This window comes from Ruegeria sp. SATB045 (assembly GCF_059613525.1).
In genome coordinates this window covers 297,160-316,498 of the sequence record NZ_JBXWSR010000020.1, presented here as the reverse complement: position 1 = coordinate 316,498, position 19,339 = coordinate 297,160, and the positions used below count along the sequence as shown (strand labels likewise).

Annotated in this window: 22 protein-coding genes; 13 read left to right on the top strand and 9 right to left on the bottom strand. The window is 60.2% G+C overall.

The genetic code is table 11. The features are described 5' to 3' along the window. Nucleotides 1-50 precede the first annotated feature (50 nt). The 4 genes from AC2FNR_RS09100 to arsC are packed head-to-tail and all read left to right on the top strand — an operon-like array spanning nucleotide 51 to nucleotide 2,210. Nucleotides 51-389, top strand: a complete 339-nt coding sequence (locus tag AC2FNR_RS09100; protein ID WP_496848828.1) for a DUF952 domain-containing protein — start codon at nucleotides 51-53, stop codon at nucleotides 387-389. Continuing rightward, nucleotides 386-817, top strand: coding sequence for a DUF1330 domain-containing protein (locus tag AC2FNR_RS09095; RefSeq protein ID WP_496848826.1), 432 nt, complete (start codon nucleotides 386-388; stop codon nucleotides 815-817). Before AC2FNR_RS09100 ends, AC2FNR_RS09095 begins: the two co-directional genes overlap by 4 nt. After that, complete coding sequence (locus AC2FNR_RS09090; protein WP_496848825.1) at nucleotides 814-1,872, top strand: quinone-dependent dihydroorotate dehydrogenase; 1,059 nt, start codon at nucleotides 814-816, stop codon at nucleotides 1,870-1,872. The genes AC2FNR_RS09095 and AC2FNR_RS09090 overlap by 4 nt, the downstream gene beginning before the upstream one ends. Further along, nucleotides 1,869-2,210 carry an arsenate reductase (glutaredoxin) gene (gene arsC / locus AC2FNR_RS09085; RefSeq protein WP_170752315.1) on the top strand — a complete coding sequence of 114 codons (342 nt, stop codon included), beginning with the start codon at nucleotides 1,869-1,871 and terminating at the stop codon, nucleotides 2,208-2,210. The genes AC2FNR_RS09090 and arsC overlap by 4 nt, the downstream gene beginning before the upstream one ends. Here arsC and AC2FNR_RS09080 read toward each other — a convergent pair. Genes AC2FNR_RS09080 through AC2FNR_RS09070 form a run of 3 tightly spaced genes read right to left on the bottom strand, consistent with a single transcriptional unit; the run spans nucleotide 2,207 to nucleotide 4,467 of the window. Continuing rightward, on the bottom strand, nucleotides 2,207-3,523 hold the full coding sequence (locus AC2FNR_RS09080) for an MATE family efflux transporter (RefSeq protein ID WP_496848824.1): 1,317 nt from the start codon (nucleotides 3,521-3,523) through the stop codon (nucleotides 2,207-2,209). The two genes, arsC and AC2FNR_RS09080, sit on opposite strands and share 4 nt — an antisense overlap. A gap of 6 nt (nucleotides 3,524-3,529) precedes the next feature. After that, a complete protein-coding gene (locus AC2FNR_RS09075; RefSeq protein WP_170752311.1) occupies nucleotides 3,530-4,048 on the bottom strand; it encodes a PaaI family thioesterase in 519 nt (172 codons plus the stop codon). Next, a complete protein-coding gene (locus tag AC2FNR_RS09070; protein ID WP_170354702.1) occupies nucleotides 4,048-4,467 on the bottom strand; it encodes a PaaI family thioesterase in 420 nt (139 codons plus the stop codon). The genes AC2FNR_RS09075 and AC2FNR_RS09070 overlap by 1 nt, the downstream gene beginning before the upstream one ends. 113 nt (nucleotides 4,468-4,580) lie before the next feature. Here AC2FNR_RS09070 and AC2FNR_RS09065 point away from each other — a divergent pair, with 113 nt between their 5' ends. The 8 genes from AC2FNR_RS09065 (at nucleotide 4,581) to AC2FNR_RS09030 (ending at nucleotide 12,367) form a co-directional block, all read left to right on the top strand. Continuing rightward, on the top strand, nucleotides 4,581-4,949 hold the full coding sequence (locus AC2FNR_RS09065) for a MerR family transcriptional regulator (RefSeq protein WP_170354703.1): 369 nt from the start codon (nucleotides 4,581-4,583) through the stop codon (nucleotides 4,947-4,949). A 295-nt stretch (nucleotides 4,950-5,244) separates the two neighbouring features. After that, complete coding sequence (locus tag AC2FNR_RS09060) at nucleotides 5,245-5,646, top strand: MerR family transcriptional regulator (protein WP_170354704.1); 402 nt, start codon at nucleotides 5,245-5,247, stop codon at nucleotides 5,644-5,646. Between the two features lie 50 nt (nucleotides 5,647-5,696). After that, nucleotides 5,697-7,478: an acyl-CoA dehydrogenase C-terminal domain-containing protein gene (locus AC2FNR_RS09055; protein WP_496848822.1), complete on the top strand. Its 1,782-nt coding sequence runs from the start codon at nucleotides 5,697-5,699 to the stop codon at nucleotides 7,476-7,478. 53 nt (nucleotides 7,479-7,531) lie between these two features. Beyond that, nucleotides 7,532-7,744, top strand: a complete 213-nt coding sequence (locus AC2FNR_RS09050; protein WP_170354706.1) for a hypothetical protein — start codon at nucleotides 7,532-7,534, stop codon at nucleotides 7,742-7,744. Between the two features lie 79 nt (nucleotides 7,745-7,823). After that, the gene (locus AC2FNR_RS09045; protein WP_496848820.1) at nucleotides 7,824-8,462 is read left to right on the top strand and encodes a glutathione S-transferase family protein; all 639 of its coding nucleotides are present in this window, start codon (nucleotides 7,824-7,826) and stop codon (nucleotides 8,460-8,462) included. 10 nt (nucleotides 8,463-8,472) lie between these two features. Continuing rightward, nucleotides 8,473-9,684, top strand: coding sequence for an acetyl-CoA C-acetyltransferase (locus AC2FNR_RS09040; RefSeq protein ID WP_496848818.1), 1,212 nt, complete (start codon nucleotides 8,473-8,475; stop codon nucleotides 9,682-9,684). Continuing rightward, nucleotides 9,684-10,169 (top strand): cupin domain-containing protein, encoded by a 486-nt coding sequence (locus AC2FNR_RS09035; protein ID WP_170354709.1) that lies wholly within the window; start codon nucleotides 9,684-9,686, stop codon nucleotides 10,167-10,169. Before AC2FNR_RS09040 ends, AC2FNR_RS09035 begins: the two co-directional genes overlap by 1 nt. Continuing rightward, a complete protein-coding gene (locus AC2FNR_RS09030) occupies nucleotides 10,166-12,367 on the top strand; it encodes a 3-hydroxyacyl-CoA dehydrogenase NAD-binding domain-containing protein (RefSeq protein WP_496848816.1) in 2,202 nt (733 codons plus the stop codon). Before AC2FNR_RS09035 ends, AC2FNR_RS09030 begins: the two co-directional genes overlap by 4 nt. A gap of 83 nt (nucleotides 12,368-12,450) precedes the next feature. On the opposite strand, the gene AC2FNR_RS09025 is transcribed toward AC2FNR_RS09030, so the two are convergent. After that, nucleotides 12,451-13,110 (bottom strand): sulfotransferase family 2 domain-containing protein, encoded by a 660-nt coding sequence (locus tag AC2FNR_RS09025; RefSeq protein WP_496848814.1) that lies wholly within the window; start codon nucleotides 13,108-13,110, stop codon nucleotides 12,451-12,453. Then, the gene (locus AC2FNR_RS09020) at nucleotides 13,107-14,042 is read right to left on the bottom strand and encodes a DMT family transporter (RefSeq protein ID WP_496848812.1); all 936 of its coding nucleotides are present in this window, start codon (nucleotides 14,040-14,042) and stop codon (nucleotides 13,107-13,109) included. Before AC2FNR_RS09020 ends, AC2FNR_RS09025 begins: the two co-directional genes overlap by 4 nt. A 148-nt stretch (nucleotides 14,043-14,190) precedes the next feature. On the opposite strand from AC2FNR_RS09020, the gene AC2FNR_RS09015 reads away from it, so the two are divergent. Next, nucleotides 14,191-15,204: a hypothetical protein gene (locus AC2FNR_RS09015; RefSeq protein ID WP_496848811.1), complete on the top strand. Its 1,014-nt coding sequence runs from the start codon at nucleotides 14,191-14,193 to the stop codon at nucleotides 15,202-15,204. Between the two features lie 6 nt (nucleotides 15,205-15,210). Here AC2FNR_RS09015 and upp read toward each other — a convergent pair whose 3' ends face one another. Genes upp through AC2FNR_RS08995 form a run of 4 tightly spaced genes read right to left on the bottom strand, consistent with a single transcriptional unit; the run spans nucleotide 15,211 to nucleotide 19,338 of the window. Beyond that, nucleotides 15,211-15,843 (bottom strand): uracil phosphoribosyltransferase, encoded by a 633-nt coding sequence (gene upp, locus AC2FNR_RS09010; protein WP_170354714.1) that lies wholly within the window; start codon nucleotides 15,841-15,843, stop codon nucleotides 15,211-15,213. Beyond that, nucleotides 15,840-16,826, bottom strand: coding sequence for an adenosine deaminase (locus AC2FNR_RS09005; RefSeq protein ID WP_496848809.1), 987 nt, complete (start codon nucleotides 16,824-16,826; stop codon nucleotides 15,840-15,842). The genes upp and AC2FNR_RS09005 overlap by 4 nt, the downstream gene beginning before the upstream one ends. Next, entirely contained in the window at nucleotides 16,823-18,034 is a 1,212-nt protein-coding gene (locus AC2FNR_RS09000) for a phosphopentomutase (protein WP_496848807.1), read from the bottom strand. Before AC2FNR_RS09000 ends, AC2FNR_RS09005 begins: the two co-directional genes overlap by 4 nt. Continuing rightward, complete coding sequence (locus AC2FNR_RS08995; protein WP_496848806.1) at nucleotides 18,031-19,338, bottom strand: thymidine phosphorylase; 1,308 nt, start codon at nucleotides 19,336-19,338, stop codon at nucleotides 18,031-18,033. Before AC2FNR_RS08995 ends, AC2FNR_RS09000 begins: the two co-directional genes overlap by 4 nt. Nucleotide 19,339 lies beyond the last annotated feature (1 nt).

The following is a 19,339-nucleotide window of genomic DNA, read 5'->3' as shown; positions in this document are numbered from 1 at the left end:
AGGGGGAAATCCAGCTTGATTCTACCCGCCGTGCGAGGCATCACGGCCCCATGCTGATTTACAAGATTTTCCGGGCCGACGAATGGGCCGCTTTGCAGTCCGATGGGGCGACGGACGGTGCTCCGATTGATGTCGCAGACGGCTATGTCCATTTCTCGACGGCCGAGCAAGCAGCCGAGACAGCGGCCAAGCATTTCGCCGGGATCGACGGTCTGACCCTGTTGGCCTGCGACGCCGGCGCGATGGGTGACGACCTGAAATGGGAGGTCTCGCGCGGGGGCGCGCTGTTTCCGCATCTCTACCGGCAGATCAGGATGACGGATGTGCATTGGGTCAAGCCTTTGCCTTTTGACGGGCAGGCCCACCAGTTCCCCGAGGAGATGGAATGACCCGCTACGTCGACCCCGAGCGCGCTCAGTTCGAGGCGTTCAAGAATCTGGACCGTGATCATCCGATCGAGATGCTCAATCTGGTGAAATTCCGCGCCAAGGCCGCGTACCCGGATGACCATGATCTGGCCGATGCCGGTCTGACCGGCGCGCAGGCCTATCGCAACTACGGGGCCGAGACGGCCCCGATCATCGCTCGTATCGGCGCGCATATTCTATGGAGCGGCGCGTTTCAAACAACCCTGATCGGCCCGCAGGACGAGGTTTGGGACGCAGTCTTTATTGCCAGCTATCCCTCCGCCCATGCGTTCATGGAAATGGTCACGGACCCGGATTACCAAAAAGCGGTCGTGCATCGTCAGGCGGCGGTGGACACGTCGCGCCTGATCCGTTGCGCTCCGACCCAAAGCAGAGAGAGCTTCGGATGAAACTGACCGAGAAACTGGGCCTTGCCGCCCTGCACCGGATGGATCCGGAAGCCGCGCATGGGATGTCGATAAAGGCGTTGAAAGCGGGCCTTGCCCCTGCGCCCGGTCCTGTGACCTCGTCCCGATTGCGCACGCAGGTGGCTGGGCTTGACCTGCCCAACCCGGTCGGGCTGGCCGCTGGTTTCGACAAGAACGGCGAGGTTCTGACACCCCTGTCTCGCGTGGGCTTCGGGTTTATCGAGGTCGGCGCCGTGACCCCGCGCCCGCAGCCCGGCAACCCCAAACCCCGCCTGTTTCGCCTGAGCGAAGACAAGGCCGCCATCAACCGCTTTGGCTTCAACAACGAAGGCATGGAGGTCATGGCCCAACGTCTGGCGGATCGTCCCAAAGACGCGGTGATCGGCCTGAACCTGGGTGCGAACAAGGACAGCGACGACCGCCCCGGCGATTTTGCCAAGGTGCTGGCCCATTGCGCGGCACATCTGGATTTTGCGACGGTCAATGTTTCGTCCCCCAATACCGAGAAACTGCGCGACCTGCAGGGCAAGGCCGCGCTAAGCGCGTTGCTGGCGGGAGTGATCGAGACCCGCGATGCTCTACCGCGCATCCTGCCTGTGTTCCTGAAGATCGCCCCCGATCTGACCGAAGACGAGCTGCAGGATATCGCCGAGGTCGCTCGCGAAACCGGCGTGGATGCGGTGATCGCCACCAATACCACCCTGTCCCGCGACGGTCTGCGCAGTGTTGACAAGGATCAAGCCGGAGGTCTGTCCGGAGCACCTCTGTTCGACAAATCCACCCGCGTATTGGCGAGATTGAGCCAGTTGACCGACGGCCAGATCCCCCTGATCGGTGTTGGCGGGATCAGCACGGCGGAACAGGCCTATGCCAAGATTTGCGCCGGAGCCTCTGCCGTGCAGTTCTACACGGCGATGGTTTATGGCGGCATTTCACTGGCCGCTGAGATCGCGCAAGGGTTGGACAAACTTCTGGCGCGCGACGGGTTCGACACGGTCGCACAGGCTATGGGCAGCAAACGTGAGGACTGGCTATGATCGAATATTGGCACAACCCCCGCTGTTCCAAATCCCGCGCAGGGCTGGCGTTGCTTGAGGAAAAAGGCGCGCAGGTCGAGGTGCGGAAATACCTTGAAGACGCGCCCTCGGCGGATGAGTTGCGCGCAACACTGGCCCTTTTGAACGTACCCGCCATCGACATGATGCGGACGGGCGAGAAACAGTTCAAGGAACTCGGGCTGACCAAAACCACGTCAGAGGACGCATTGATCGCGGCCATGGCGAAGCACCCGATCCTGATCGAGCGTCCTCTGGCGATCAATGGCGACAAGGCCGCCATCGGCCGCCCGCCCGAGAACCTGCTGGACCTGCTTTAAGCGATCTGCGCCTCAAGCCGGGGATAGCGCCAGCCCAAGGTCAATCCCCGCGCGATGTTCAGAACCATCAACGCGGCCCAAAGGCCGTGATTGCCCAGAGTCGGCACCAGTACGAACAGGACAACCACGTAGATTGCAACCGACTGGATCATCGCGTTGCGCATATCCCGCGTCCAGGTTGCCCCGATATAGATGCCGTCGAACATCCAGCTAGCCACTCCGATCACCGGGGCCAGCGCCGCCCAGATCAGGTATTCTCGCGCGGCCAGACGGACCTCGGGAGAGGTAGACATAAGGTCGATCAGCGCAGGCCCGGCAAGGTAGAATACCGCGCCCAGCGCGAAAGCACCCCCTACCCCCCATTGAGACGCCATGACCGAAGCCCGCCGCAACTGATACCGGTTCCGCGCCCCCACTGCGCCGCCCACCAGTGCCTCGGCTGAAAAGGCAAAGCCGTCCAGCGCAAAGGCGGTGATCTCAAGAAACTGCAGAAGGACCTGATTGGCCGCCAGATTGACGTCGCCCAGATCCGAGCCCACGAACAGAAAGGTGGTGAAAGAGCCCGTCAACAGGACCGACCGGATCATGATATCGGTATTCACCTGCACCATCCGACGCAAACGCGCGGCGTTGAATATGCGGGGCCAGTCGCGCCACTGATTGCCGCCGAACGCGCTGCGACACAGCCACAGACCCAACGCCAGACCGGTCCACTCGGCGATGAGGGTCGCAACAGCGACACCTTCGACACCCCAGCCCAGCCCAAGAACGAACCATAGGTCCAACAGAATGTTCAGCCCGTTCATCCAGATCTGAAGAAGGAACACGCCACGGGTGCGCTCGATAGCAATCAACCAGCCGGTCACGGCATAAAGCGCAATCGTCGCGGGCGCACCCCAGATACGAATTTCAAGGTATGCGCGGGTCAGGGACTCGACCTCGGGACTGGCCGGGGACAGCGCGAAGGCCCCCCAGAACACCCACACTTGCGTAACGATAAAGACAAGACCCGCCGCACCGCCCAGAAGCAGGCCGCGCATCAACAGCGCTCCGGTCTCGGCCGTGTCGCCCGCCCCGCGCGCCTGCGCTGCAAGGCCGGTGGTCCCCATGCGCAAAAACCCGAAGATCCAATAGATCGCAGACAGGATGACAGCACCCATGCCGACGGCTCCGATGGGGGCCGCCTGCCCCATCTGACCCACAACGCCGGTATCGACCGCGCCCAAAATCGGAACGGTTGCGTTTGACAACACGATAGGAAGGGCAATCTTCAGCACCCGTCCATGCGTTATAGGTGCCGAAGCGTCCTGCATGGTGTTCTAGCTATCCTTGGCCTTAGGTTGCGGCATCAGGAAATGCCCCGATGCCTGCGCATAGGGACGCGCGTGGTTGTCCTGCCACGCTTCGACCCTAACCGATGCATAACGCCGCCCCGATCGGCTGACAAAAGCACGGGCATAGGCGTCGCGTGGCAAACCCGATCGCAAATAGTCGACCGTGAAGTCGACCGTTTTTGGAAACCGGATCGACTCGTCCTTGACGATTGCATCGGCGTCCAATTCACCGCTTTCGATACTGGGCAGGAAGTACTCCCAACTCAGCGTGATGACGGCCGTCACTTCGAGAAAAGCGGCAGTGACCCCGCCGTGCAGGGCTGGAAGCAGGGGATTTCCGATCAACTTTTCGTCAAAATTCAGCACTCCGGTCAGCTCGTCCCCGCGCCGGTCGAAGGCAATATTGAGGAACCGAATAAAGGGGACACCATCGACGATCGCGTTCAGTGCCGCATCGCGCCTGTGCTTGACCACCTGCATGGGTTCGGGACGTTGCCGCGCCATCACAAACCCTCCACCGTGAAAGACCCCGAGGCTGTGGCAACAGGCAACTCCTGATCCTCGTCCATCGCGGTCGCGCGCACAAAGGCGACATTGCGGGTCAAGTGGTAGCATGTGGCGTGGGTCGTGATGCTCTGACCCGGCGTCGCAGCCCTCATATAGTCTATTCTCAGGTCAATCGTAGCCGTACCGCCGGGGGCGGCAGGATGGCTCATGACGGCGGCTCCGCAGCACGTGTCTAGTACCGCAAAGACCGCACCTCCGTGAATGACGCCAGTGCGCGGATCGCCGACCAGTTCGGCATTATACGGCATCGTTATTTCAGCCTCGCCATTCCCGATTTTGTTCAGCTTCATACCCAACGCGCGAGCATGCGGAATCGCTTCGATGAACTGGCGCGCGATAGCGGCTTTGTCGACCATCTGCTTGTGTCCTCTTGATTTATCCCTTTATGAGCGTGTGACCCGCAAAAGAGCAAGCCCGCCTGTTGCGCTTGAAGCCGACAGGTCATAGGCTGCCGCAGAGGAGATCAGGAATGTCCGACGACCGTTTGTCATTCAAAGAGATGTGTGCCGAGTTCGATGTGACCCCGCGCACCCTGCGTTACTATGAATATATCGAGCTTTTGCAGCCCGATCGTGAAGGCCGCTCGCGGTTTTACGGTCCGCGCGAATGTGCGCGTATGACGTTGATCATGCGGGGGCGCAAATACGGGTTCCCTCTGGAAGACATCCGGCAGTGGTTGCTGATCTATGAAGATCAGGGGAATCAGGCGCAGATGAAGACGTTTGTCGAGATGGCTGACCTTCAACTGATCGAGCTGAATTCACAGAAACAACAGCTTGACGATGCGATCGACGCCTTGAAACAGATGCGCGATCAGACCGCGAAATCCCTGAACTGATCGCGGCCACCCAGCCCTTCGATATAGTGCTATTCCTTTCGACCCTGCTGTCGCGCTGTTGACTGGCAGGGTTATTTTGTTGCGCCTCCACGCCCCAATCTGGTTGTTTCCGACACTATTCGTGACGTGACGTTACGGCCGCCCAGCCTCAAATCCACTTGACGCAAACGGAAGTTACGTCAACTTATTTGTGACGTAGCGTTTGGATTACGCGAACGCCATCTCCGTGTTGTAAGTGGCGCACAAACTGCGCAACTGAACCACATCAACGCCAGTGAACAAGAGTGCTGAAGCCATGACCGAAGATCTGATGACCATTCGTGAAATGTGCGAGACTTATGATGTCACGCCGCGAACTTTGCGGTTTTACGAGGCCAAGGAACTGCTGTTCCCGATCCGTGAAGGACAGAAACGTCTGTTCACCAAACGTGACCGCGCCCGTCTGAAACTGATCCTGCGCGGCAAGCGTTTTGGGTTCAGCCTCGAGGAAATCCGGCAGTTGCTGGACCTTTATCATGTGGGTGATCAGCAGATGACCCAGATGACCCGCACATTTGAGATCGCCCGTGAACGCTTAGCCGACATGGAAGCACGCCGGGAAGAACTGACCCAGGCGATCGACGATCTGAAAGAACAGTTGCGTTGGGGCGAGAAAGTGATCGCCTCGATGAAAAACGACAAAAAGGCCGCCGAGTAAATCCCGGCGGTCCCAATCACCGGACATTCGAATTTTAAAGGGAGCTTCAAATGCCCGTCTACAACGCGCCAACCAAAGACATGCAATTCATCCTGCACGAAGTGCTGAACGTATCGGGATCGGACATTCCCGGTTACGACGAACTGGACGCGGATTTCACCGCTGCCGTGCTGGAAGAAGCAGGCAAGATTTCATCAAACGTTCTGCATCCGCTGAACGTGGTTGGCGATACTGAAGGCGTTCGCCACGAAAATGGTGTCGTTTATACCCCTACAGGGTTCAAAGACGCTTTCGAGCAAGTCAAAGAAGGTGGCTGGACCGGTCTGGACATGCCCGAAGAGTTCGGCGGCCAGAACATGCCCTACGTGATCGGCAGTGCGGTGGGTGAGATGTTCTCATCCTCGAACCAGGCGTTCACCATGTATCAGGGCCTGACCCATGGCGCGGCCTCGGCCATTCTGGCCCACGGCACCGACGAGCAGAAAGCCACCTACCTGCCCAACATGGTCAGCTGCGAGTGGACCGGCACCATGAACCTGACCGAACCGCATTGCGGCACCGATCTGGGCCTGATGCGCACCAAAGCTGAACCGCAGGACGATGGCAGCTATAAGGTGTCGGGTCAGAAGATCTTTATCTCGGCCGGTGACCACGACTTGGCCGACAATATCATCCATCTGGTTCTGGCCAAAATCCCCGGCGGCCCCGAGGGCATCAAGGGCGTATCGCTGTTCATCGTGCCCAAGTTCATCGTCAACGAAGACGGCTCGCTGGGCGAACGCAACGGCGTTTCGGTCGGCAAAGTCGAAGAGAAAATGGGCATCCACGGCAACTCGACCTGTGTGATGAACTATGACGAAGCCACCGGCTTCCTGCTGGGCGACCTGCACAAAGGTATGCGTGCCATGTTCACAATGATGAACGAAGCGCGTCTGGGTGTGGGTATGCAGGGCCTGGCACAGGCCGAGGCTGCCTATCAGAACGCGGTAGAATATGCCAAGGACCGTCTGCAGGGTCGTGATGTAACCGGCGCCAAGAACCCCGATGGTCCGGCCGATCCACTGATCGTCCACCCCGACATCCGCCGCAGCCTGATGGATCAGAAAAGCTTTACCGAAGGCGCGCGTGCGTTTGCCCTGTGGGGTGCCACGATGATCGACAAGGCGCATCGCGCGCATGACAAAGATGCGGACGGCCTGATCTCGCTGCTGACGCCGGTCATCAAGGGTTTCCTGACCGACGAAGGCTATGACATGACCGTCAAGGCACAGCAGGTTTACGGCGGCCACGGTTATATCGAGGAATGGGGCATGTCGCAGTATACCCGCGACGCCCGCATCGCTATGATCTACGAAGGTGCAAACGGCGTTCAGGCGCTGGACCTTGTGGGTCGTAAGCTGGCCACGGATGGCGGCAAGCACGTGATGGCCTTCTTCGAGATGGTCAAGAATTTCTGCAAGGAAAACGGTGGCCAGAACGAAGCGCTGGACAAGGCGTTCATCGAACCGCTCAAGGCGGCCTCGAAGGATCTGCAGGCGGCCGGCATGTACTTCATGCAGAACGGCGCCAAGAACCCGAACCACGCGCTGGCCGGTTCGAACGACTTCATGCACATGTTCGGCCATGTCTGCCTGGGCCTGATGTGGGCACAAATGGCAAAAGCGGCTTATGCAGCCCTTGACGGCGGCACCTCGGATACCGAGTTCTACCAGACCAAGATTGCCACCGGTCAGTTCTACATGGCCCGTCGCCTGCCGGCTACTGCGCTGCACCTTGCACGCATTCAGACCGGTGCCGACACCGTCATGGCGCTCGAGGCGGCAAGCTTCTGATCTGAAACCGGCTGCGGGGCTGTTCCCGCAGCCGGGTTTTCGAAAGGATAGACATGCCGAAACGTTTTCGACTGACCCGCCGTTTCCCGGTTGCCATGACCGAAGATGGATATCGCCGCCTCAGGGCCTTTTCCCGCGAGGCCGGTCTGGACGAAGGCGAAGCACTGTCTTTCCTGTTTGAAAACTTCAACAGCGTCATTCACGAGGAGAACCTGACGCACCGCTTGCGTATCTTCAATTCGGAACTCGAAGCGCGCAAACGTTAAAGAACCGCAACCGCCCGACACAGGGCGGGCGAAAGCCAACGGCACCACTCGGTCGGGCATACGTTAAGGGAGGCTAAGAATGACCATCAAACTGCACTGTTTCAGCGTCAGCGGAAACTCGTACAAGGCTGCGCTGGCTTTGGAGATGTCCGGGTTGGACTGGGAGCCAATCGAAGTTGATTTCTTTAACGGCCAGACCCGCACACCGGAATACAGGGCGAATGTCAACGCGATGGGCGAAGCGCCCGTCTTGGTGGACGGTGATTTCAGCACCAGCCAGTCTGGTGCCATTCAAGCGTATGTGACCGAAAAGACCGGAAAGTTTGGTGGTAATTCTCGCGCGGAGCGGTACGAAGTTCTGCGCTGGGTTTTGTGGGACAATCACAAGCTCAGCTCAGGAGCTGGAATGACACGATTTTTGATGAATTTCCTTCCCGCAGAGCATCGGAATGCTGACGTCATTGCCTTTAATCAGGGCCGTTTGAAGTCGGCCTATCAAATTCTGAACGCACATCTGGATGGCCGCGACTGGATCGTGGGCGACGGCGTGACCAACGCCGATCTCAGCTGCTGCGGATACCTGTATTACCCCGAGCCCTTCGGCTTTGACCGTTCCGAATGGCCCAATATCGACAAATGGCTGACGCGGCTGTCTGAACAGCCGGGTTGGCAACACCCCTACGACCTGATGCCCGGCCAAGTGCCGGATCGAGCTTAAGGAGAGCATCATGACCGAAGCTTACATCTACGACGCCCTGCGCACACCGCGCGGAAAGGGCCGCAAGGATGGCAGCCTGCACGAGGTAACCTCGGTGCGACTGTCCGCCGTCGCCCTTAACGCCATGAAAGAGCGTAACAACCTGGAAGGCCACGCCGTCGAAGACGTGATCTGGGGCAACGTTACGCAGGTGATGGAACAGGGCGGCTGTCTGGCCCGTTCTGCGGTTCTGGCCTCGGATTTGGATGAATCGATCCCCGGTCTGGCCATCAACCGCTTCTGCGCCTCGGGCATGGAAGCTGTGAATCTGGCCGCCAACCAGATCAAAGGCGGTGCCGGTGACGGCTACATCGCCGGCGGCGTCGAGATGATGGGCCGCGTGGCCATGGGGTCGGACGGTGCGGCGATTGCCGTTGATCCGTCGCTGGCGATGGACACGTATTTCGTGCCGCAGGGGATTTCCTCGGACATCATCGCGACCGAATACGGCTTCAGCCGCGATCAGGCAGACCAGCTGGCGATGGAGTCGCAGCGCCGCGCCGCGCAGGCGTGGGAAGAAGGCCGCTTCGCCAAGTCGATTGTCCCCGTCAAAGACCGCAACGGTCTGACCATTCTGGACCATGACGAATACATGCGCCCCGGCACTGACATGCAGAGCCTCGGCAGCCTGAACCCAGCCTTCCAGATGATGGGCGAGCAGATGCCGGGCTTCGACAAGGTCGCCCTGCTGAAATACCCGCACCTGGAAAAGATCAACCACATCCACCACGCGGGCAACAGCTCGGGCATCGTGGACGGGGCTGCTGCCGTTCTGATCGGCAACAAGGAATTCGGTGAAAAGCACGGCATCAAACCGCGCGCACGGATCAAGGCCACTGCCAAGATCGGTCTGGACCCAACCATCATGCTGACGGGTCCGGTTCCGGTGACCCAGAAAATTCTGGCCGACAATGGCATGCAGATTTCGGACTTCGACCTGTTCGAAGTGAACGAAGCCTTCGCTTCGGTCGTGTTGCGGTTCCAGCAGGCATTTGATGTGGACCCAGAGCTGGTTAACGTCAATGGCGGCTCGATTGCGATGGGTCACCCGCTGGGTGCAACTGGCGCGATGATCATCGGTACTCTGTTGGACGAGCTGGAGCGGCAGGACAAAGAAACCGGTCTGGCCACGCTCTGCATTGCGTCGGGCATGGGTGCCGCGACCATCATCGAGCGGGTCTGATGCCCAAGCTGGATCTCTCTCAGATCCCGTTTATTGGGGGATCGTCCTATCCTGGCAAGCTGGCCGAGGCGACCGCAGGTCGTTTCGTTCAGCGGCTGGGGGATGCGGGCGGTCTGACCCAATATGGGGTCAACATCGTGCGGTTGGAGCCTGCGGGGATGTCCTCGCTGCGGCACTACCACATGGAGCAGGACGAGTTCGCCATTGTGCTTTCCGGCATCTGCACCCTGATCGACGACGATGGTGAGCATGAGATGCAGCCCGGTGATTGTGCGGCCTGGCCCGCAGGTGAGCCCAACGGCCACCACCTTGTAAACAAAACCGATGCGCCCGCGACCTTTCTGGTGGTGGGCACGCGGACCCCGACCGAGACCGGCTTTTATAGCGATATCGACATGATGGTGAAGGACGACGCAGATGGCGAATCCTTCACCCGGAAAGACGGCAGCCCGCTGACGGCTGACCAGATTGGAGACGACGGATGACCGAGTTTACCCTGACCAAAGACGCCGACGGCGTCGGCACGATTACCTGGGATGTTCCCGGCAAATCAATGAACGTGATGTCCTTTGACGGACTGACGCAACTGGACGCCTGTATCGATCAGGCGCTGGCCGATGACGAGATCAAAGGCATCATCATCACCTCGGGCAAGAAGGGTTCCTTTGCCGGCGGCATGGACCTGAACCTGTTGGCCGTGATGAAGGAAGAGGCCGGTGACGATCCCGCCAAAGGCCTGTTCGAAGGCACGATGAAAATTCATGCCCTGCTGCGTAAGATTGAATTGGCAGGCATGGACTTCAAAACCAAGAAGGGCGGCAAGCCGATTTCAGCCGTTCTGCCCGGCACCGCCGCCGGGATCGGCATGGAACTGCCCCTGTCGACCCACCGCATCTTTGCCGGTGAAGATCCCAAAGCCAAATACGGCCTGCCGGAAATCATGGTCGGCATCTTCCCCGGCGCAGGCGGCACCACGCGCATGATCCGCAAGATGGGTACGATTGCTGCAGCGCCGCTGTTGCTGGAAGGCAAGATGCTGGACGTCAAAAAAGCCAAAGGTGCTGGCTATATCGACGAGATCGCCGCCGACCCCATGGCCGCCGCGAAAGAGTGGGTTCTGAACGCCAAGGAGACTGATCTGGTCAAACCTTGGGACGCCAAAGGGTACAAGATGCCCGGTGGTGCCCCCTACCACCCAGCCGGTTTCATGAACTTCGTCGGTGCCTCTGCGATGGTGCACGGCAAAACTCAGGGTGCTTACCCAGCAGCCAAGGCTTTGCTGAGCGCGGTTTATGAAGGCGCGCTGGTCGATTTCGACACCGCCCTGCGGATCGAGGCTCGCTGGTTCACCACTGTGCTGATGAACCCGTCATCAGGTGCAATGATCCGCTCGCTGTTCCTGAACAAAGAGGCACTGGACAAAGGCGCCGTGCGCCCTGCCGGAATCCCCGATCAGTCGGTCAGGAAAGTCGGTGTTCTGGGTGCAGGCATGATGGGGGCCGGTATCGCGCTGGTCTCGATCCAAGCCGGTATGGAGGTTGTCCTGATTGACCGCGATCAGGCTGCCGCGGACAAAGGGAAAGCGTATTCCGAGACCTATCTGGACAAGTCGGTCAAGCGGGGGAAGATCTCAGAAGACAAGAAAGACGTCATGCTGGGCCTGATCACTCCGACACCTGATCTGGAAGAGTTGAAAGGCTGCGATCTGATCATCGAAGCCGTGTTCGAAGACCCCGCCGTCAAAGCCGACATGACCAAAAAGGTCGAGGCGATTATCTCGGACGAATGCATCTTTGCGTCGAACACATCGACTCTGCCGATCACCGATTTGGCCAAGGCCAGCGTGCGCCCTGATCAGTTCATTGGTATCCACTTCTTCTCGCCGGTCGAGAAGATGCTGCTGGTCGAGATCATTAAGGGCAAGGAAACTGGTGATCGTGCGGTTGCCAAAGCGCTGGATTATGTGCGCCAGATCCGCAAAACGCCCATCGTGGTCAACGACGCGCGGTTCTTCTACTGCAACCGTTGCATCATCCCCTACCTGAACGAAGGCGCCCGTATGGTGACCGAAGGTGTCAGCCCCGTGCTGGTCGACAACGCCGCACGTCAGCTGGGCTTCCCGGTGGGACCAATTACCCTGACCGATGAAACCTCGATCGATCTGGGCGCCAAGATCGCCCGCGCCACCAAGGCCGCGATGGGCAATGCCTATCCGGCAAGCAGCGCCGACGATCTGATCTTCTGGATGGAAGAACAGGGGCGTCTGGGCCGCAAGTCCAAGGCCGGTTTCTTTGACTATGACGAAAAGGGCAAGCGTCAGGGATACTGGAAAGGTCTGCAGGACAAATTCCCGCTGGCCGAGGACCAGCCCGATCTGATCGAAGTTCAGGAACGCCTGATGTTCGCTCAGGTTCTGGAAGCCGTCCGTGCGCTGGAAGAAGGCGTAGTGGAAGACATCCGCGAGGCCGATGTTGGCGCGATCCTGGCTTGGGGCTTTGCGCCCTGGTCCGGTGGTCCGCTCAGCTGGGTTGACATCATCGGCGCACCTTATGCGGCCGAGCGTTGCGACCAACTGACGGCGAAATACGGTGATCGGTTCGCCTGCCCGCCGCTACTGCGCGAGATGGCCGAGAAAGGCCAGACCTTCTACGGCCGCTTCGACCCCGAAGCGAAAGCAGCCTGAACTAAAAAACTGGCGCATGTTCTGCATGCGCCAGTTTTCCTGTCTGCGGGTTGGCGCAATGTTGACGTCAAATCAACCCGTGATCATATCCCGAAATCATCAAAGCCGTAGCCGAACTTTTCGATATCTTCGGCACACGCCGCAGCAACAGCAGCGCGCGTCTTTGGCGTGAAATAACCTCGGTAGTCTGCCACACGGTCGGAACGGTTCGATTGTGGCAGCGACAGCCTGAACCCGAGATGTTCGAACAAAGGCTCGGCGTCTTTCTCGAACTGTTCCAAACGGATATACGCGCTGCAGTGCTCGACCCCGTTCGCCAGTGCCATATAGCGTCGCGCCGGGTTGGCTGCGAAAGACCGCGCTGTATCGGCGTGCAGAACGAACTCTGTGAACGGCAGTTTGCGAGCCAGCCCGACCGCAGGGTGCTCGAAGGTTTGGCGCTTTAACCAGTGATAGTAGCTGACCATCCGGTCCCAAGGATTCCGAACCAGAGTGAAGGTGAACATCGACCGAAGTTCGTCCGCGGATACTATCCCGTCGATATCAGACAAAACGCCGTGTTTCCTGAGACGTTCTGCGCCCGTCATCGCCTTTAACCGCTTGCGGCGTCGCAGCGCATTGGGTGTATCGCCCACAAGGATATCATCTTTCATAGCCCGGTCTTCCAAAGCCAAAGACAGCGATGTCCCTCCGCTTTTGGGGATATGAACAAACACGTATCGCCGACCCGTGGAAATGATCATGCGATGGCGTTCTCGGGGGATGTGCGCCCGGCTCTCCAGCCCAATACGGCGCCCGCCGTCGCGATCAGCGCAATCCCTGCGATCTGCATGACGCCGATCGACTGGCCAAAGACAACCCAGGCGAACAGGGGGCCAAAAATCATGACCGAGTATTCGAATACCGCGACATAGGACGGCTCTCCGATCTGATAGGCTTTGATCAGCATGAAAACGGCGATTGTCGATCCAACGGCCTGAACGACGATCCAGGGGATCGCCGGTTGCATCTGCCAAACCCAACCGCGCGTGACGAACCCCGCAGGCCCCTCGGGCGATGTCAGCGGAAACACCGTCAAGGCGATCACACCCGTTGCCCCCGCCAACCCCAAAGTGATGACCATGGCCGCTAAAAGAGCGACGGTGCTTTCCCCTGCGCAGTGACTGCGCGTGATAACAGCGCTCAGCGCATAGAACAGCCCCCCGGCGACAGGTAACAGCGTCTTTACATCGAACTCATACGGGTTCGGTTGCAGTACGCATAAAATGCCGGTGAACCCCAGAAAAACAGCGAAAATACGCCAGGGCCCGATCTTTTGCCCCAGCGCCAGCGTCGATATCAGAAGCACAAAGATCGGCGAGGTAAACAGCCCCGCCAAGGCCTGCGCAATGGGCATCAGGGCCAACGCGCCAAAATAGAACAACATCGCCAACGTGATCAGCACACTGCGCAACATCACAGGCCCCAGACGATTTGGGCGCAACTGCCCGAAACCCAATAGCGACAATCCTACGATCAGCGGCAGCATCAACGCGGCGCGGCTTAGGTGGAACTGCCAAAGGCCGATCGTCTCGGCCAACAAGATCACCACATTATCCACCACCCCAATGATCGCCATCGAGCTTATCATCAGGATCGAGGCCAAGATCGGTGAGGTCTGCGTGTCGGGCGACATGGTATGCCTTGTTGTTAAACCAATAAAGCCTTGCCCCCAAGGCCCTGCACCATCCAGCACATTTACAGAACCAGGCGCAACAGGTTTGCACCACTGGATTTTTGCGTGCTAAACTGACCTCAATCAATAATGAGCAGTTCTCACCGTGATGACGGCCCTGAAACAGTACCAACGGATCGAGGCCACCGGTCTGTGGCGTCCTTCGCCCGACGTTCAACGGCGCGAGGTCGTGGTTTCCATCGGCGAAGCCACACTGACGATCTCGGATTTCAATGACAAGGCGCTGACACATTGGTCCCTGGCGGCGCTGGAACGGCAGAATCCGGGTGGTTATCCGGCGGTCTTCAACCCCGATGGCGACCCGGACGAGACGCTGGAGCTGGAAGAAACCGAAACCACCATGATCGAGGCGATAGACCGTTTGCAACGCGCCATCGACCGCGCGCGCCCGCATCCCGGGCGTTTGCGGTGGCTCAGCGTTGCGGGTGTCATTGTCGCTGTTCTGGCCTTGCTTTTGCTTTGGGTTCCGGTTGCGCTTCAGAACCACGTGGTCTCGGTTGTTCCCGATATCAAACGGCAAGATATCGGTGGTGCAATCCTTGACCGGATCGAGCGCGTATCCGGGCGGGCCTGCACGTCCGAAGATGCGCAAGAGGCGTTAGATCAACTGGCCGCACGCACAGGTGTACGCGAAGTCGTCATCCTTCCGGCGGGCGTGCAAAGCAGTCTCAGCCTGCCGGGCGGGATCGTGTTGTTAAACCGGGCGCTAGTCGAAGATCACGAGGATCCCTCGGTTGCCGCCGGGTACATCATTGCAGAACGCGCACGAACGCAGGCGCAGGATCCACTTGAGGATCTGCTGGACCGCACCGGAGCGGGCACTGCCTTTAGACTGCTGACAACCGGCGAACTGACCCCAGACATCGTGGATGCCTATACCGAAGAGGTCCTGTCAGAGCCCCGCCCTTCCCTGCCGGATGATGACCTGCTGGAGGTCTTTGCCCAAGCCGCTCTGCCCTCGACACCTTTTGCTTATGCCAAGGATGTAACCGGTGAGACGGTGTTGGGCCTGATCGAGGCTGACCCAATGGCAGGCCGTCCCCAACAGCAGGTCCTGCCGGACCGCGATTGGGTCCGGCTGCAGAATATCTGCGGCGGATGATCCGACTTACTTGGTTCCGAACATCCGGTCGCCCGCGTCGCCGAGGCCGGGCATGATATAGCCTTTTGAATTCAGCTCTCGGTCCAGTGACGCCGTTACGATGTGCACGTCCGGATGCGCCTCTTTCATCCGCGCAACGCCTTCGGGGGCAGCCAGCAGGCACAGGAATCGGATATCGGTGGCACCCGCCTCTTTCAGCAGATCAATCGCCGCGGCCGAACTGTTACCGGTGGCCAGCATCGGATCAACCGCGATGACCAGACGGTCTTTCAGCCCCTCGGGCGCTTTGAAATAGTACTGAACGGGTTTCAGCGTTTCCTCATCGCGGTAGAGGCCGACAAAACCCACGCGGGCCGAGGGCACCAGCTCCAGCACCCCATCCAGCATCCCGTTTCCGGCCCGCAGGATCGACACCAGCGCCAGCTTTTTACCAGCCAGGATGGGGGCGTCCATCTCCTCCATCGGAGTTTCGATATGGCGGGTGGTCAGCGGCATCTCACGCGTGACCTCATAGGCAAGCAGCTGAGTGATCTCGCGCAGCAACTGCCTGAAGCTGGCGGTCGAGGTGCCCTTGTCCCGCATGAGCGTCAGTTTGTGCTGCACCAGCGGGTGGTCAACGACGGTCAGGTGTTCGCTCATGTTCTCTCCAGTCTTGTCTTGACCCGCGCGCGGGTCTCTTCATCGCAAAAAGCCGCGTTCAGTGCGGTTTCGTTCAGCGCGGCAAAAACTTCAGCATCCCAGCCGAACGCCTTGCTCAACATCTCATATTCACGCCGCATTGTGGTGTGGAAAAACGGCGGATCGTCCGTGGAAATTGTGACCTTCACACCCGCATCGCGCAATTTGGCAATTGGATGCGCGGCGAAATCGGGGAAAAGCCCCAGTACCACGTTCGAGCCAGGGCAGACCTCAAGCGTGATGTCGCGGTCCACAATCTCGCGGATCAGGTCTGGGTCTTCGGCGGCGCGTACGCCGTGGCCCACACGTTCCACACGCAAGTCTCGAATAGCATCACGCACGCTTTCGGGGCCACCAAACTCTCCGGCATGCGTGGTCAGGCGCAGACCAGCCTCGCGGGCGCAGTCAAAGGACCACTTATAGTCCCCCTGAGCTCCCATAGCCTCATTCCCGCCCATACCAAAGCCAGTGATCCAATCACCAGCGGTTTCCGCTGCACAATGGGCGCTGAGCTTTGCTTTTTCAGGACCGAAATGGCGCACGCAGGTCACGACCCCGCGCAGGGTGATGTCGTATTTGCGCTCGGCCTCATCCGCCGCGTCCTGGATGGCGGTCAGGTAGTCGCGCCAGGCATGCAGGTCTCCGCCGCCGCAGAAATCGGGGCTGAGGAAGGTTTCCGAATAAACCACTCCGTTCGCCGCGCTTTCTTCGAGGATGGCCAGTGTCAGGCGGCGGAAATCCTCGGGCGATTTCAGCACTTCGCAGGCGGCCTCATACACGCTGAGGAAATGGGCGAAATCGCGGAAATCATAGCTGCCGTCGGGTTTGAAAATCCCGCTCAGGTCGATGCGCTTTTCATGGGCCAACTGCCGGATAAAGGCGGGCGGGGCCGCGCCTTCGTGGTGCAGGTGCAATTCGATTTTGGGAAGGTCTGCGACGCTCATAGAAAACTCCGCCCCGGCCCCTGCGCCGGGATGTTCAGGTGGTGTGCGATGCTAGCGGCAATATCGGTGAAATTCACCGCGCCGATCTGGCCCGCGCCTCGCCCGGCGATCAGAACGGGCACCTGTTCGCGCGTATGGTCGGTGCCGATCCAGCTGGGGTCATTGCCGTGGTCGGCGGTCAGCAGCATCAAGTCTCCAGGCCGCAGACGGGCGATGATTGCGCCGATTTCACGGTCAAACCATTCCAACGCGCGGGCATAGCCGCTGATGTCGCGGCGATGGCCGTACAGGCTGTCGAACTCGACAAAATTGGCGAAGGTCAGGCTGCCCTCTTCCGCCTCATCGACCAGATCGGAGAGGTGACGCATCAGCTCGGCGTCCGAGCCTTTGCGCAGCGTGTCGATCCCCTGCATCGAGAAGATATCACCGATCTTGCCGACCGCATGCACGCGCCGCCCGGAATCCTGCGCCCAGTTGGTCAGAACCGGCGCAGGCGGCAGGATGGCGAAATCCTTGCGGTTGGTGGTGCGGGTGAAGCCCTGTTCCGGCGTTCCCACGAATGGTCGCGCGATGACCCGGCCCACTTTCATCTCGTGCAAGCGCGGGGCCAGAGTTCGGCACATTTCCAGCAATCGGTCTAGGCCGAAATGCTCCTCATGCGCGGCGATCTGGAACACGCTGTCAGCCGAGGTATAGCAGATCGGCCAGCCGGTGCGCAGATGTTCGGCGCCCAGGTCTGCAATGATCGCCGTACCCGAGGCGTGGCAATCGCCCAATATGCCGTCGGTTCCTGCAGCCTCGGCGGCGGCCCGGCTGAGGTCGGCGGGAAAGGCTGGTTGCGTATCCGGGAAATAGTGCCAGTCCCAAGGCACCGGCAGCCCGGCCAGTTCCCAATGGCCCGAGGGCGTGTCCTTACCCGGCGAATGTTCCCGCGCGCAGCCCCACAGGCCGGTCGGTTCCGCCCGCAGCCCCGGCGTGTCTGCGCCCGAGGCCAGACGGGTCGCCGCCCCCAGCCCCAACGCATCCAGATGAGGCAAATGCAGCGGGCCCGAGCGCCCATCCTCGGCCCGCCCCTCGGCGCAGGCCTGCGCGATGTGTGCCAGCGTGTTGGCCCCGGTATCGGGCCGATCGCCGTTGAAAAAGTGATCCGCATCCGGCGCGCCACCGATACCGACCGAGTCCATCACGACCAGAAACGCGCGGGTCATGCGGTGATCCTTTCATGCACGATCCCCGGCAGCGAGGGGCTGTCCGGCCCGAGGCTGATCGCTTGCAAGACGGCTTGCGCCGCCTGTTGCGCCGCGTCCTCGCGGGCGGCGTGGATCACGGCCAACGGCGCACCCTTGTCCAGCTTAGCACCCAGCCGGACGATATCGGAAATCCCCACGGCGGGGTCGATCACGTCGCTTTCAACTTGCCGCCCGCCGCCTAGCGCGACGACGGCCAAGCCCAGCGCTTCGCCATCCATCGCAGTGACATAGCCCGTGCTTGGCGCAGGAACTTCAAGAATCACGCTGACCTCGGGCAAGTACCGCGACCAGTTGTCGACGAAATGCAGTGGCGCGCCGACGGCGGCCATCATGCGCCCGAACCTTTCGGCCGCGCGGCCAGAGCGGATAATTTCGGCCAGTTTCTCGCGCCCCTCATCCAAGGTTGCGCACATCCCGGCATCCACCAGCAGCACGCCGCCCAACTCGGCCGAGATTTCGGCCAAGGGCGTATTGCGCCCGCCGGTCATGGCTTTCATGACCTCGCAGATCTCTAACGCGTTGCCCAGCGCCGGTGCCAGAGGTTGGTTCATATCCGTGATCACCGCCGAGGTGCGGCATCCCGCGGCATTCGCGGTCTGGGTCAGGGCCTGTGCCAGATTGCGCGCATCCTCGTGGGTTTTCATGAACGCGCCGCTGCCCACCTTGACGTCCAGCACCAGTGCATCCGGGCTGGCGGCCAGCTTCTTGGACAGGATCGACGCGGTGATCAGGTCGAGGCTTTCCACCGTCGCCGTCACATCGCGGATTGCATAGAGCCGCTTGTCCGCAGGGGCGATCTGCCCCGTTGCACCAACTATGGCCGCGCCGGTTTCGCGCAAAATCTGCGCCAGACGATCTTCGCTGATCTGAGTGGTCACGCCCGGAATCGACTCGAGCTTGTCCAGCGTCCCACCGGTATGGCCCAACCCACGACCCGAGATCATCGGGACATAGGCCCCCATCTCAGCCAGTGCAGGTGCAAGCACCAGACTGACGCTGTCCCCCACCCCTCCGGTCGAGTGCTTGTCGATCACCGGGCCATCCACGTCCCATGTCAGAACGTCGCCGCTGTCGCGCATTGCAACCGTCAGGTCAGCGCGGCCCTGCGCGCCCAGACCGCCCATACAGACGGCCATCGCAAAAGCCCCAGCCTGCGCATCACTGACGCCACCATCAGCCAGACCTTGCGCGAACCAGCGCAGTTCCTCGGCCGTGGGCACCTGACCGCGGCGCAGCTTGGCGTTGATCGAACGGGCGTCCATG

Excerpts from the sequence above, each read along its gene's own strand:
- AC2FNR_RS09100 (WP_496848828.1), top strand. The coding sequence starts at position 51 with ATGCTGATTTACAAGATTTTCCGGGCCGACGAATGGGCCGCTTTGCAG.
- AC2FNR_RS09095 (WP_496848826.1), top strand. The coding sequence starts at position 386 with ATGACCCGCTACGTCGACCCCGAGCGCGCTCAGTTCGAGGCGTTCAAG.
- AC2FNR_RS09090 (WP_496848825.1), top strand. The coding sequence starts at position 814 with ATGAAACTGACCGAGAAACTGGGCCTTGCCGCCCTGCACCGGATGGAT.
- arsC (WP_170752315.1), top strand. The coding sequence starts at position 1,869 with ATGATCGAATATTGGCACAACCCCCGCTGTTCCAAATCCCGCGCAGGG.
- AC2FNR_RS09080 (WP_496848824.1), bottom strand. The coding sequence starts at position 3,523 with ATGCAGGACGCTTCGGCACCTATAACGCATGGACGGGTGCTGAAGATT.
- AC2FNR_RS09075 (WP_170752311.1), bottom strand. The coding sequence starts at position 4,048 with ATGGCGCGGCAACGTCCCGAACCCATGCAGGTGGTCAAGCACAGGCGC.
- AC2FNR_RS09070 (WP_170354702.1), bottom strand. The coding sequence starts at position 4,467 with ATGGTCGACAAAGCCGCTATCGCGCGCCAGTTCATCGAAGCGATTCCG.
- AC2FNR_RS09065 (WP_170354703.1), top strand. The coding sequence starts at position 4,581 with ATGTCCGACGACCGTTTGTCATTCAAAGAGATGTGTGCCGAGTTCGAT.
- AC2FNR_RS09060 (WP_170354704.1), top strand. The coding sequence starts at position 5,245 with ATGACCGAAGATCTGATGACCATTCGTGAAATGTGCGAGACTTATGAT.
- AC2FNR_RS09055 (WP_496848822.1), top strand. The coding sequence starts at position 5,697 with ATGCCCGTCTACAACGCGCCAACCAAAGACATGCAATTCATCCTGCAC.
- AC2FNR_RS09050 (WP_170354706.1), top strand. The coding sequence starts at position 7,532 with ATGCCGAAACGTTTTCGACTGACCCGCCGTTTCCCGGTTGCCATGACC.
- AC2FNR_RS09045 (WP_496848820.1), top strand. The coding sequence starts at position 7,824 with ATGACCATCAAACTGCACTGTTTCAGCGTCAGCGGAAACTCGTACAAG.
- AC2FNR_RS09040 (WP_496848818.1), top strand. The coding sequence starts at position 8,473 with ATGACCGAAGCTTACATCTACGACGCCCTGCGCACACCGCGCGGAAAG.
- AC2FNR_RS09035 (WP_170354709.1), top strand. The coding sequence starts at position 9,684 with ATGCCCAAGCTGGATCTCTCTCAGATCCCGTTTATTGGGGGATCGTCC.
- AC2FNR_RS09030 (WP_496848816.1), top strand. The coding sequence starts at position 10,166 with ATGACCGAGTTTACCCTGACCAAAGACGCCGACGGCGTCGGCACGATT.
- AC2FNR_RS09025 (WP_496848814.1), bottom strand. The coding sequence starts at position 13,110 with ATGATCATTTCCACGGGTCGGCGATACGTGTTTGTTCATATCCCCAAA.
- AC2FNR_RS09020 (WP_496848812.1), bottom strand. The coding sequence starts at position 14,042 with ATGTCGCCCGACACGCAGACCTCACCGATCTTGGCCTCGATCCTGATG.
- AC2FNR_RS09015 (WP_496848811.1), top strand. The coding sequence starts at position 14,191 with ATGACGGCCCTGAAACAGTACCAACGGATCGAGGCCACCGGTCTGTGG.
- upp (WP_170354714.1), bottom strand. The coding sequence starts at position 15,843 with ATGAGCGAACACCTGACCGTCGTTGACCACCCGCTGGTGCAGCACAAA.
- AC2FNR_RS09005 (WP_496848809.1), bottom strand. The coding sequence starts at position 16,826 with ATGAGCGTCGCAGACCTTCCCAAAATCGAATTGCACCTGCACCACGAA.
- AC2FNR_RS09000 (WP_496848807.1), bottom strand. The coding sequence starts at position 18,034 with ATGACCCGCGCGTTTCTGGTCGTGATGGACTCGGTCGGTATCGGTGGC.
- AC2FNR_RS08995 (WP_496848806.1), bottom strand. The coding sequence starts at position 19,338 with ATGGACGCCCGTTCGATCAACGCCAAGCTGCGCCGCGGTCAGGTGCCC.